Origin of the sequence: Nibribacter ruber (assembly GCF_009913235.1) — a bacterium.
GTDB lineage: Bacteria > Bacteroidota > Bacteroidia > Cytophagales > Hymenobacteraceae > Nibribacter > Nibribacter ruber.
On sequence record NZ_CP047897.1, the window covers coordinates 3,842,630 to 3,855,449 of the forward strand.

The following is a 12,820-nucleotide window of genomic DNA, read 5'->3' on the forward strand; positions in this document are numbered from 1 at the left end:
TGAAGATTTGAAAATGTGGAGAAGAAGAAATCACGTTAAAATGATTTCTAGGTCGATTGTGCCATGGTTAGGTTAAACCATTTCCAAATCTGCACATCTTCACATTTTCAAATCATCTAAATAGCGGGTAAAATCTGGGCTTTCACTTCCCCGAAACCCACGCGCACGCCATTTCTTTCGGCGTAGCCCCGCATAGTGATGGTGTCGCCGTCGTGGATGAATTTACGCTCAGAACCGTCTGGTAAGGTTAACGGCTTGGTGCCACGCCAGGTCAGTTCCAGCATAGAGCCATATGAATCTGGGGTAGGGCCAGAGATGGTGCCCGAGGCATACATATCACCCACTTCTAGGTTACAGCCATTAATAGTATGGTGCGCCAACTGCTGGTTCATGTTCCAATACATGTATTGGTAGTTAGAACGGCAAATCACCGCTTCTTGACTCATGTTGGGTGCCTGCAAGGTTACTTCCAGGTTAATATCTAGGTTCTTCTCTCCGCTGTATTCCAAATAAGGCAACACGGCAGGGTCTTGAACTGGTCCCGGTACTCTAAACGGCTCCAATGCGTCTAGGGTCACTACCCACGGCGAAATAGATGACGCGAAGTTCTTAGCCAAGAACGGTCCCAACGGCACATATTCCCAGCTTTGAATGTCTCTGGCAGACCAGTCATTGAATAGCACCATGCCAAAGATATGCTCTTCAGCCTCTAGGGTGGTGATGGTAGTTCCCAACTCCGTGGATTTGCCAGTGATGAAGGCTACCTCCAACTCAAAGTCCAACTGTTTGGTAGGCCCGAAGATGGGAGAATCAACATCAACAGGTTTGGTCTGTCCTTTAGGTCGGCGCACCGGTACGCCAGATGGTATGATGGACGAAGCGCGTCCATGATAACCCACCGGTAAGTGCTTCCAGTTGGGTAATAAGGCATTGGCTGGGTCCCGGAACATGGTGCCCACGTTGGTGGCGTGCTCCATGCTGGAATAAAAATCGGTATAGTTAGGTACTCGTACTGGCATCAGCATCTGGGAATCCTTCTGCTTCACCAGGCACTCGGCCATCAATTCGCGGTTGTCTCTAATCTCTGGATTGTCATTGCGCAGGAGTTCAGAAATGCGGTCCCGCACCTGGCGCCAGATAGGACGGCCCAAGGCAATGAAATCATTGAGGTAAAGTCTATGAAAAACGGTAGGATCTTCCACGTCCAGCATGTCAAACAGGCCGTGCTGGGTAAGCACGTACACGTCTAGGACATAATCGCCAATGGCCACGCCTACGCGCGGGTCACGGTCCTGGGCCTGGAAAATGCCGAAGGGAAGATTCTGTATCTGAAAGTCACTCTCTGGCGCAATCTGAATCCAGGAATGAAGGGATGGGTCGTTGGCTCTAATCATAAAAACATGACATAGGTTGGTAAACAAAGATAGCGACCTTCCCGACAATTCTGAAGTTTAATCAGAAGCAGTAGGAGTTTTCCGGCGGCCAGCCGTTTTTAGCCTGTTTTCCAGAAAAGAGCCTAAAAACAGAAAGCCCGCGGGGTATTGAGAACATAAGAATCCTCAAAACCCCGCGGGCGTATTTCTAATCTTTAAATCTAAAGCATTCTTACACGAAAGACTCAGAGATAGGCGTCAGGTTGACGGCCACTACTCCTTTAATCTCTGGGACGGCTTTCATGATGGCTTGCTCTACACCGCCTTTAAAAGTCATGGCAGACATTGGGCAAGAACCGCAGGCACCCACCAACTCAATCTGCACTATTTTTTCTTCTGATATCTCCAGCACCTTTACATCACCTCCGTCTGTTTTCAAGTACGGACGAATGGTGTCTAAGGCCTGCTCTACCTGAAGAAGCAATATTTCATTCAATGCGCTGTCTACCATATGCTTACGCTTTAATTTCTACTACCTGAGTTCTGGCCATGCTGGCGTTCCTAACAGACACCTGGCGGGCCACTTCTTCGGCTACCTGCTTGAATACCGCGGTAGCCGGTGAGCCTTCTTCCAGAATCTGCGGGGTGCCCGCGTCACCGTTCTCTCTAATGCTTTGTACCAACGGAATCTCGCCAATAAATGGAACCCCGTAGCGCTCTGCCAAATCACGTCCTCCGCCTTGCCCGAAGATATAGTATCTGTTATCAGGCAGTTCGGCTGGGGTGAAGTAGGCCATGTTTTCTACCAATCCCAAGACCGGCACGTTGATTTGCGGTTGTCTGAACATCTGCAAACCTTTCACGGCATCGGCTATGGCTACTTTCTGCGGAGTGGTCACTATGATGGCGCCCGTTACCGGTACTGTCTGTACCAACGTCAGGTGAATGTCACTGGTTCCCGGCGGAAGGTCAATGAGTAAATAATCCAAATCGCCCCATTCTACCTCGGTGATAAACTGCTTCAAAGCAGAACTGGCCATAGGACCGCGCCAAACCACCGCGTGTTCTGCCGGCGTCAGGAACCCGATGGAGATAAGCTTGATACCAAATTTCTCAATCGGCTGAATGAGGTTCTGACCTTCGGGTGTGCGGTACACCACAGGACGAGCATCTTCTACGCCAAACATAGTCGGCACAGATGGACCCGAGATATCAGCGTCTACCAAACCTACCTTCGCACCAGACTGAGCCAAGGCCACGGCCAGGTTAGCGGTTACGGTAGACTTGCCCACGCCTCCTTTGCCAGAAGCCACAGCAATAATATTCTTCACACCTTTCAATACCGTGGTATCTACGCGGGCAGTGGTCACGCGGGAGGTCATGTTCACGGTCACCTCGGCGGCAGGGTCCACCATGGTGGTGATGGCCCTGATGCAGGCGCTCCGGATGAGGTCTTTGAGGGGACAGGCCGGCGTGGTGAGAATCACGGTGAAACTCACCTTAAGGCCGTCTATTGCTACATCCTCAATCATGTTCAAAGTCACCAAGTCTTTTCCAAGATCTGGCTCCTCTACATAACTAAGGGCTTTTAATACGTCTTCTTTGGTAATGGCCATAGGAATATAGGCGCTAAATTTCGCTCCTGCAAAGATACACACTATCTCTCTAACAAGCTAAAAGGCAAGAAGTAGTTGTAGTAGCGCGCAGGATACTCTATTTCCCGCAATGATTCGTTTTTGGCCTGTTTTTCAGAAAAAAAGCCAAAAACGGATTAATCAACGATGGGACCCTAGAAGCTATAATGGCTTTTTGAAATTAACTTCGCATATTAGAATTGGCAATGAATAGCAGAATCCTAGCCGTATCTTTGTCTTCTTTTCATAAGCATACTAGTAGAAAAGTCTAGCCTCTAGCTACTAGCATCTCCCTTTAGTACCCATGGCCCTGATTAAGAAAGAAGTTGTTGACCAGATCATCCAGCAAGCCGACATAGTGGAGGTGGTGGGTGATTTTGTGAGTTTGAAAAAGAAGGGCCAGAACCTGTGGGCGCCATGTCCCTTCCACTATGAAAAATCACCGTCTTTTTCAGTAGCGCCCAACAAGGGGATTTACAAGTGCTTCGGGTGCGGCAAGGCGGGCAACGCCGTGCAGTTCATCATGGACATTGAGGGCACCAGCTACGTAGAGGCGCTCAAGTACCTGGCTAAGAAGTACAGCATTGACATTGAGGAAGATACTAGCCCAGCCGCCGTACAAGCTCAAAATGAGAAGGACAGCCTCTTCATCATCTCAGATTTCGCGAAAGAATACTATGTCAAGGCACTTCATAAAAACGACGAAGGACAGAGCATAGGCGCGCCCTACTTTAAGCAACGCGGCTTGTCTGCGGCTACTATTCAGAAGTTTGAGTTGGGTTACAGCTTAGATAGCTGGGATGATTTTACCAAGGCGGCGTTGGAAAAAGGCTTCCAATTAAAGTACTTGGAAGAAACCGGCCTCACCATTGTCAAGCAGGAGGAAGGCAAACAGTATGACCGCTTCAGGGGGCGGGTCATGTTCCCTATCCATAACGTTAGCGGACGTACTATTGGCTTTGGCGCGCGGACGCTCAAGAGCAATGACAAGAAATCGCCTAAATACGTCAACTCTCCAGAGTCGCCTATTTACCATAAGTCTGATGTGCTGTATGGCATGTTTCAGGCCAAGCAGGCCATTCGGCAGGAAGATGTCTGTTACCTGGTAGAAGGCTATCTGGACGTATTATCTCTGCACCAGGGCGGCATTGAGAACGTGGTGGCTTCGTCAGGGACGTCCCTCACCGAGAACCAAATCAAACTTATTGGGCGCTACACCAAGAACATTACGGTTTTGTATGACGGTGACCCGGCGGGTATCAAAGCCTCTTTGCGTGGCATCGACCTGATTTTGGAAGGTGGCCTGAATGTAGACGTGGTCTTGTTCTCGGACGGTGACGACCCCGACAGCTACATCCGCAAGGTAGGCGATACCAAATTCAAGGAATACCTCAAAGCGCACAGCCAGGATTTCATCTCGTTTAAGTCTGAACTCTACGCACAAGAGGCCAGAAATAACCCTGTCAAGAAAGCCGAGGCCATCCGTGAAATGGTGGTCTCCATTGCTAAGATCCCGGATGCCATCAAGCGGTCGGTATTCTTGAAGCAGTGCAGCATCCAGTTTGGGATTGACGAGCAGGTGCTCATTTCTGAGTACAACAAGATTCACCTGGCAGAGCAGAAGTCCTCTAAGCCCACGCCCGGTTCTGCGCCTTCTGCCTTCTCGCCAGGCTCATACTCGCCGGGCTCTTTTGAAGAAATGGCCGCCGAAGCGGAAGCCGCCGCAGCCGCTGAGGCCGAAGCCTACGAACAGGAAAACCAGACTGAGGATACCTCCACGCTCATCAAAACCCGGGAGCGCGAAGTCATCCGACTCATCCTCAACTACGCTGATAAAGAAGTAGAAGAAGGCCTCACTACCAGCCAGTTTATGCTAGGTGAGCTGGAGGATATTGAATTCCAGACGCCCATTTACAAACGCCTTTTTGACATGTGCCGCATCAAACTAGAGCAAGGCTTCATGCCCACTGCCGCGGAGTTTATGCAGCATGAGGAGAAAGAAATCCGGAACGAGGTAATTGACCTGGTCAGTGAGAAATATGAACTCAGCGAAGGCTGGGCCACCCATGAAATCTTTGTGCCCCGTGAGGTGGACCTGATTCAGTACGGCTCTGAGCGCGAAGTTTTACGTCTAAAATGGCGCAACGTACAAGCCATGATCCGCGAGCACATGAACAGCCTGCAAACCCTCCAAGACCCCCAAGAACTAGACAAAGTCCTCCGCACCATCAAAGCCCTCAAAGACTTTGAGAAACAGATTGGCGACATGCTGGGGATAGTGGTGAACCGGTAGTGCAGTTATCAGTAAGCAGTAATTAGTAAACAGTTTTGGGAGCTTCGTTTTTAGCTTGGTTTCTGGAAAAGAGGTCAAAAACGCCATTTGGTACAGACGCTCGCAGGTCCTGCCGGACGCTACGAGGTCTTTTGAGTAGAGGCAGACGGTGAGGATAGTAAGTGGCGTAGGTAACGCGCCAGATACAAGGCAACGCCGTTGTCTCTACAGTAATTTCATGAACCACCCGCCAGCAGGGCGATGAAGGCATTGCAACATCTCCAATACCAATCTGCCAACCCTTGACCGAGGGAAAAGAGACTGGTCAATTTAAGTCTCTTTTCACGAGGGAGAAGGCAACAGCCTGTCAACTTTCAGTGGCTTATGTTTACTATGAAACGAATCACTTCTCACAGTGCACCTCTCCGAGCCCCCGCCCTGTCCGAGCGTTCAGCGAGTTCGGGGGCTCTTGATTCTTTTGGTTACTTTTCTCATCAAGGAGAAAAGTGACAAACGCGAGCAGAAAGTAAGGAAAGAGGATGGTTGGGAAGGCGATATTGGGAGGCAGAGACGGGAGTGTAAACACCCCTCTTCGCTCCCCTCAAGGGGAGAATCTGCGTTGAAAAGCAGCTGTAGTATCACTAAACAAAAAGCGTTTTCACCCTTCTTTCCAAAAAACACCCCAAAAACGCTTCTATTCCCACACACTTCAAGGATACTACTCCCTAACGATGGTTAGGCATAAAAAACCGCTATCTTTGCGCATCCAAAGGCAGAGGTGCTTCTGTTGTGGGAAATCCGCTGCCTTCACTTTATTCTACAGACATGTTAGATAAGATAGAAGACGCCATAGAAGACATTAAAGCGGGCAAGGTGATCATTGTGGTAGATGATGATGACCGTGAGAACGAAGGTGACTTCATTTGCGCCGCTGAGAAAATAACCCCGGAGATCGTCAACTTCATGGCCACCCATGGCCGAGGCCTCATCTGCGCCCCCCTCACCGAGGAGCGCTGCGATGAACTAGGCCTGGAACTGATGGTAGGCCGAAACACCGCGCTGCACGCCACGCCGTTCACCGTGTCAGTAGACTTACTGGGCCATGGCTGTACCACCGGCATATCTGCCTCTGACCGCGCTAAAACCATTCTGGCGCTAGCAGACCCTAACACAGACCCCGCGTCTTTGGGCAAGCCGGGTCACATCTTCCCGCTGCGCGCGCGCAAAGAAGGTGTGATTAGGAGAGCCGGCCACACCGAGGCCGCCGTAGACATTGCCTTGCTGGCGGGTCTGGCTCCGGCTGGGGTATTGGTAGAAATCATGAACGAAGACGGCACCATGGCCCGCATGCCGGACCTGGAAAAAGTAGCCGAGCGCTTCAACCTCAAGCTCATTTCCATCAAGGACCTCATTCAATACAGACTTCAGAAGGAAAGCCTCATTGACCGCGAGATTGCCGTAGAACTACCCACTGACTGGGGAAACTTTGACCTGTACGCCTACACCCAGCGCAGCAACAACGCCAAGCATCTGGCTCTGGTGAAAGGCACTTGGGAAGAAAACGAACCTGTACTGGTACGCGTGCACTCCTCTTGCGTAACCGGTGATATCTTCGGGTCTTGCCGTTGCGATTGCGGACCGCAGTTGCACCGCGCCATGGAAATCATTGAGCAGGAAGGCAAAGGCGTAATCGTATACATGAACCAGGAAGGCCGCGGCATTGGCTTGTTGAATAAACTGAAGGCCTACAAGTTGCAGGAGCAAGGTCTGGACACCGTAGAAGCTAATTTGCAATTGGGCTTCGGGACAGATGAGCGTGACTATGGCGTAGGGGCGCAGATTTTAAGAGACCTGGGCGTAACCAAAATGCGCCTGCTTTCTAACAATCCGCGCAAGCGTACCGGCCTCATTGGCTACGGTCTGGAGATTGTGGAGCAGCTGCCCATTGAGATTGCCCCCAATGAGCACAACCAGCGCTACCTCACCACCAAGCGCGACAAGCTGGGACACACCATCATGAAAAGCAGCAAATAGGCGTTTTTGCCCTGTTTTCACCAAAAGAGGCGAAAAACGGAAACCCACCCGGGAATCCGTTTTTCGCCTTTTCTTTTTGCCTCTAATTCAGGCCTGATTCTTGCATTTGATTCGTAAATAAAGGGATAGGTTTCTGGCATCTGGCCATGCGTTGGAAGATACGGTACGTGCACCTTTCTTCGTTCTAATAGGCTGGGTTGGAATAACTTTATTGTTGTTAATTTAGTATATAGCAATATCAGAATATAACAGGGGGAAATATGAATTGGATGAAGATGGTTAGGAAAGCGCTGGGTCTTTTGGTGCTGGCGGTTTTGTTCTCAGTCCAGGCCAGGGCGCAGGCGTCTGGGCTGGTAGATGAATGGTCAATGGGTAAAATCTATCTGGCCAACGGCGACTCTCTGAATGGGAAAATCACCTATCACAGAACCGAGGACCTCATTAAGGTAGTGAAGGAAGACGGCTCTGTAGTGGCGTATGCTCCCGTGGCCGTGCGCGGGTTTGAGGCCGTAGACAAAGACGGGCGCTTTAGGAGAGTGTTCGTGACGCATAAATGGAACTTCGGGAATGACTACAGTGATTTTCTGGCCCCGGCGTTCTTTGAGCAGATTGCCATTGGCAAATACGGGTTGCTGCGCCGGGAGACCACCGTTAGGAAAGACATTAGCCGTGACCCTTATTATCGGAACATGGGTGGATATTATCCGGCGGGCGGTTATCCTCCAGGGGGCGTTCCCTATTACGTAGATGCGCGGCAAGACATTTTTTTTCTGTTGTTGCCCAATGGAAAGGTGAAGGAGCTCAGAAACGTGAAGAAGGACCTGGAAGCCATCTTCGGGAAGAAGAACGGCCAGATGAAATCGTACATCAAGCAAAACAAGCTCAAGTATACCAGCCTGCCAGACTTGGTGAAGATCGTCAACTACTTCGGGACAATCTCATAAGTTGATGAAAGGGAAGTGTGGAAGGCTAGAGGTAGAATCTTATATTGAGTTCTAAAGCCAAATTCAAAATTTTATCTACTTCTTATGCAATTCAACTTACTACCTGTAAAGCTGGTTTTTTCTGTGCTTCTGTTTTTCTGGGGGCCTTCTCTTTTTGCACAAGTTGTTTCAGGCAATGCGGCAAAGGACAGTGTTTCACAGCATGCAAGTATCAATCAGAAGTTGAAAGGAAAAGTGTTTCTGGCCAATGGACAATCCCTAACAGGAGTCATCACTTTTTATCACCAGCTTGAACTAGTGCGCGTAAAATTACCAGACATTACAGAGGCTGCGCTTTCTCCTATTGCCGTCCGGTACATTGAGGCGGTAGATTTACAGGATGGGTATACCCGGCATTTTAAAGTATTGCCTTATAACGGGCTAGGGAAGGGGTACAGAAACGTGCCTACTTATTTTGAGGAAGTAGTGCCGGGCGCATATACCTTGCTCTTGCGCAGAACGGCAAAAACCATTTATGCCAACCCCACACGAGTACCTACCTTGAATGTTCAATTTGATCCTCCTTCAAGTACTCTTGCGCCATCTGCCGCAGACCAGATCGGATACAAATTCTTTTTACAGATGCGAGGGCAAGATCCGGTGGCCTTGGAAAACCCCAGGAAAGAGCTACCTCCTCTCTATGGCGTCCATGCCAATGCCATGCGGAAGTTTGTCAGACTACACCAGCTGGACTACGGAAACCCCAATCATTTAATCAAGATTGTGGAGCAATGGAATATGCTGGCTAAATAATAAGTTTCAAACAGAAAGGCCTCTCCCATGGGAGAGGCCTTTCTGTTTGAATATGGTAAAACTCGTCTACAAATCTCGCTGGCGCAGCAACTGATAGCTAAGAAAGCAGAACAAGGCAATGTACAATATAACCGGTATCAAAGCTTGGGCCGGGGTGAGGGACTCTGTCTCGCCTAGGACCATCTGCACCAGTGCACTGTTGGGGTTTGGCGTGAGACTGGCCATGGCTTTAATGGGCATGAACTTGTCCACGGCGTCTGGCAGCTTCCAATGGATGAGCGGTTCTGCAATGAGCGTGTAGGCCATGAAGGCCAAAATGGCCAGGCCGCTCTTTTTAATAAGAAAGCCAAAAAACATGGCTAGCGCCAGGTACCCCAGCAACTGCAAAAGGTAATAGCCCAGTGCCTGAATGCCTGAGAACATAGTGCCGGCATCCACCGCTTTGCCATAAATTATCCCGAAGCCAAGCCCCAGCAGCAGCGCAAACAAGACGCAGACCAAGCTCAACAGCACCCCCGAAGAGAACTTGCCCTTCACCACATCTGCTCTGGAAAAACCGTCAATGATTTGCTGCCGCAGCGTCCTGAACGTGTACTCGTCTGTGACCAAAATCAAAAGCAGAATGCAGGGAATTAAGTTGAGGTAGCTGGACACGTAGACAATGTGCGTCCAGATTTTGGGGAACTGGTACAGCTCTGCACCGGCCATCTGTCCGTTTATCTGCACGTGGCCGCGGGCGTAAAAGAACACGTACATGAGCAGCAGTTGCAAGCCCAGGATCACCCAGAAGGTGCGGTAGGGGAGAATCTTCTTTAGTTCTATGCGCAGCAATGAGATCATACGGCGGTGTCTGCTTTAATAATTTCCATGAATTGACTTTCCAGGCTCTTTTTGCGCACGTTCAGTTGCCCCAGGGCAATGCCGGCCTCAAAGAAAGCACGGTTGAGGTCTGAGCTGCTGGCTCCCTGCTGGAGGGTTAGCTGCACCTGCTGCTGCAACACACGGGCCTCTGCCACCAGCGGTAATCCCTGCGCTATCTGCACCAGTTGCTCCAAAGAAGCACCGCCGTTTATAAACACCAGGTCGTTGGTGGCCATGATGGACTGCACGGGCCCTTCTACCTTTAATTTACCGGCGCGAAGTACGGCCATATGAGTGCAGACTTTTTCTACCTCGTCCAACAAATGACTGGCCAGCAGAATAGTCTTTCCTTGTTGGGCTACGTTGAGAATCAGCTCCCGCACTTCCGCTATGCCTTCGGGGTCCAGGCCGTTGGTGGGTTCATCCAAAACCAATACTTCTGGATCACCCAGCAGAGCCGCGCCAATGGCCAGGCGTTGTTTCATGCCCAGGGAATAGCCTTTAAAGTCATTGTGCTGCCGATGGGCCAGGCCCACTGTTTCCAGCACGTGTTGGATCTGCGCGTGCGGCACCTGCTTAATATCAGCAGTTATTCTCAGGTTCTGGAAACCGTTGAGGTAGGGATAGAAGTTGGGCGTCTCCAGCAAGGCGCCAATGCGGCGCTTGGTAGACTTGGAGGGTGCCTCGCCGAACCACCGGAACGTACCGGCTGTTGGGTTGATTACATCCAGGACAATGCCCAGCGTGGTGGTTTTTCCGCTTCCGTTGGGTCCCAGCAGTCCATAAATGCTTCCCTCAGGTACGCTGATGGATAATTGGTCCAGGGCCTGCACGGACTTGTACCGCTTGCTCAGTCCCTGTATGTCTAATACGTTTGCCAAATCTGTCTTTGCTTAGAGAATGGCCTGCTTTGGCCTTTCTACAAAGCTAGAAGGATTTAAGAGAATTACGAATCTTGAATATTTATCTCTAAAAACAGAAAGCCCGCTGAGCGGGCTTTCTGTTTTTAGCGTGTTTTGGCTAAAATGGGCAAAAAACGGAGGTTTTAGTTTTTCTTTTTCCTCGGCGGCGGCGGCGGTGCCATTTCATCCACGATTACATTGGGTGGTGAAGGTGGCTGGTTCTTCTTTTTAACTTTTGGCGGCGCCGGCGGAGCCATCTCGTTTACCTCTACCCGAACTGGCGGCGGAGGCGGTGGCAAGGTTCCAAACTTTTTCTCAAAGGCGGCTCTGCCTTCTGCCGTAGCCTCAAATGATTCCACCTCGCCATTATTTAGAATGACATGGAATGCATCCTCTTCGGCGCTAATGCCTCTTACATTGGGATTGCGTTTTTTAAAATCTGCCGGCAATTCCACATTCATGGGTGGTGGGGGCGGAGGTGGGGCTAACGAAGCATCTGGCGCGTTGGGTGCAGCTGGGGCAGGTGGTGGCGGTGGAGGTGAGGGCACTGTCCCGTATTTCTTCTCAGCCGCGGCCATTCCTTTTGGTGTTCTTGGATACACTTCGGTCTTGCCAGATTTTAGGTGCACGTACAGGTTCTCTTCATTCCAGCCTAACTTGGCAATCGTAGGGTTTCTCCGCAAGAAAACATCATAGTCATCCTGTGGCGAGATGATATTCTTACCTTCTTGAGAGGTCTGTTCCAAGATGGAGACAGGAGAAGTCTGCGCCAATCCCTGCAAAGAGAAAAGCGAGAGGGCCAGGGCCGGAATAGCTACCAGAAAACGCGCTTGCTGTACCCGGGTAGAGGGAGCTTTGTTCATCATCATGATTCGGTGTTTAAGTGAATGGTAGTTAAAGGAAGATGCGAAAGTGACTGGCGACGCCCCAGCCGTTTGCAGAAGCGAGAATTGATACTGCTTTTTATCTATGCCAGCCTGCAAGGTTTGCTGGTCGGTTAAGAACTCAAGATTCTGTTTTAATGCAACGCGCAAAAGCCAGACGGCCGGGTTAAACCAATGGAACAGGCAGGTCACTTCTACCAGCAGAATATCCAGCGTATGCCACTGGGTTACGTGCGTGTGCTCATGCTTGAGAATGGGTAACCAATCCTGCTCGGGGTGCTGGCTCGGATTAAAGTAAATGGTGTTGGCAAATGAAAAAGGCGGGAAAGCAACTGGCAACTCTCTAAAGGGGATTCCCTGAAAAGCCGCTTTCTGTGACTGTCTGTGCAGTTTGTACAGAGAAACCATCTGCACTAACAACCTTATAGCCATTACGCCTACGCCCAGCCAAAAGAGGTAAACTGGGATCTGCCAATAATTAAAAGCAGATTCTTCACTTGCAATAGTAGCTGGAAAGGTCCACGTACCCGAAAACGTGGTAATGGTCTGGTATACTTTCTCATTTTTGCTGAACAGCTCTGTTAAATCAAAAAGTGGCAAAAGGCTGGCCACCACCAAACCAAGCGCCAGAAACCAGCGATTGAACTGGTAGAAGGTTGTGGGCCGCAGCACCAACTGGTAGGTGAGATAGAGCAGGGTAATCCCAATATTCACCTGAAGCAGATAAAGGAGGAGCGCTGGCATATCAGTTGGGTTTTTGGTTTTCAATCATGTCCATAATCTCTTTCAGTTCCTGGGGGCTCAGCTGTTTCTCCTTCACGAAGAACGCCACCAGCTCTTTGTAGGAGTTCTGGAAGTAGTTGCCCACAAAGCCCTTCATGAACTTCTTCTTGTATTCCTCTGCTTTGATGAGCGGCAAATACCGGTAGGTGTTGCCAAGTTTCTCACCCTGCACAAAGGCCTTCTTCTCCAAGTTCTTGACGGTAGAAGCCAGCGTGGTGTAAGGCGGCTTGGGTTCGGGGAGCCTGTCCAGGAAATCCTTGATGAAGCCGCCCTGGGTTTCCCAGATGACCTGCATGGCTTCCTCTTCTTGTTGCGTCAGCTTTTCCATGAGTTCTATTTTT

Annotated in this window: 11 protein-coding genes; 4 read left to right on the forward strand and 7 right to left on the reverse strand. The window is 50.2% G+C overall.

Annotation, left to right across the window (positions count from 1 at the left end; all coding sequences use genetic code 11):
* Window positions 1–116: 116 nt before the first annotated feature.
* The 3 genes from fahA to GU926_RS16255 form a co-directional block, all read right to left on the reverse strand.
* On the reverse strand, window positions 117–1,394 hold the full coding sequence (gene fahA, locus GU926_RS16245) for a fumarylacetoacetase (RefSeq protein ID WP_160693717.1): 1,278 nt from the start codon (window positions 1,392–1,394) through the stop codon (window positions 117–119).
* A 211-nt stretch (window positions 1,395–1,605) separates the two neighbouring features.
* Window positions 1,606–1,884, reverse strand: a complete 279-nt coding sequence (locus tag GU926_RS16250) for a NifU family protein (RefSeq protein ID WP_160693719.1) — start codon at window positions 1,882–1,884, stop codon at window positions 1,606–1,608.
* A gap of 4 nt (window positions 1,885–1,888) precedes the next feature.
* Window positions 1,889–2,989 (reverse strand): Mrp/NBP35 family ATP-binding protein, encoded by a 1,101-nt coding sequence (locus GU926_RS16255; protein WP_160693721.1) that lies wholly within the window; start codon window positions 2,987–2,989, stop codon window positions 1,889–1,891.
* A gap of 322 nt (window positions 2,990–3,311) precedes the next feature.
* On the opposite strand from GU926_RS16255, the gene dnaG reads away from it, so the two are divergent.
* The 4 genes from dnaG (at window position 3,312) to GU926_RS16275 (ending at window position 9,049) form a co-directional block, all read left to right on the forward strand.
* On the forward strand, window positions 3,312–5,300 hold the full coding sequence (gene dnaG, locus GU926_RS16260) for a DNA primase (protein WP_160693723.1): 1,989 nt from the start codon (window positions 3,312–3,314) through the stop codon (window positions 5,298–5,300).
* An 804-nt stretch (window positions 5,301–6,104) separates the two neighbouring features.
* Window positions 6,105–7,313 (forward strand): bifunctional 3,4-dihydroxy-2-butanone-4-phosphate synthase/GTP cyclohydrolase II, encoded by a 1,209-nt coding sequence (locus tag GU926_RS16265; protein WP_160693725.1) that lies wholly within the window; start codon window positions 6,105–6,107, stop codon window positions 7,311–7,313.
* Window positions 7,314–7,573: 260 nt separating this feature from the next.
* Window positions 7,574–8,257 carry a hypothetical protein gene (locus tag GU926_RS16270; protein WP_160693727.1) on the forward strand — a complete coding sequence of 228 codons (684 nt, stop codon included), beginning with the start codon at window positions 7,574–7,576 and terminating at the stop codon, window positions 8,255–8,257.
* 297 nt (window positions 8,258–8,554) lie between these two features.
* Entirely contained in the window at window positions 8,555–9,049 is a 495-nt protein-coding gene (locus GU926_RS16275) for a hypothetical protein (protein WP_160693729.1), read from the forward strand.
* Between the two features lie 66 nt (window positions 9,050–9,115).
* Here GU926_RS16275 and GU926_RS16280 read toward each other — a convergent pair whose 3' ends face one another.
* From GU926_RS16280 to GU926_RS16295, 4 genes are all read right to left on the reverse strand, one after another.
* On the reverse strand, window positions 9,116–9,889 hold the full coding sequence (locus tag GU926_RS16280) for an ABC transporter permease subunit (RefSeq protein WP_160693731.1): 774 nt from the start codon (window positions 9,887–9,889) through the stop codon (window positions 9,116–9,118).
* Entirely contained in the window at window positions 9,886–10,791 is a 906-nt protein-coding gene (locus tag GU926_RS16285; protein ID WP_160693733.1) for an ABC transporter ATP-binding protein, read from the reverse strand. The genes GU926_RS16280 and GU926_RS16285 overlap by 4 nt, the downstream gene beginning before the upstream one ends.
* 164 nt (window positions 10,792–10,955) lie before the next feature.
* Window positions 10,956–12,440, reverse strand: a complete 1,485-nt coding sequence (locus tag GU926_RS16290) for a M56 family metallopeptidase (RefSeq protein ID WP_160693735.1) — start codon at window positions 12,438–12,440, stop codon at window positions 10,956–10,958.
* 1 nt (window position 12,441) lies between these two features.
* Window positions 12,442–12,807, reverse strand: coding sequence for a BlaI/MecI/CopY family transcriptional regulator (locus tag GU926_RS16295; protein ID WP_160693737.1), 366 nt, complete (start codon window positions 12,805–12,807; stop codon window positions 12,442–12,444).
* Window positions 12,808–12,820 lie beyond the last annotated feature (13 nt).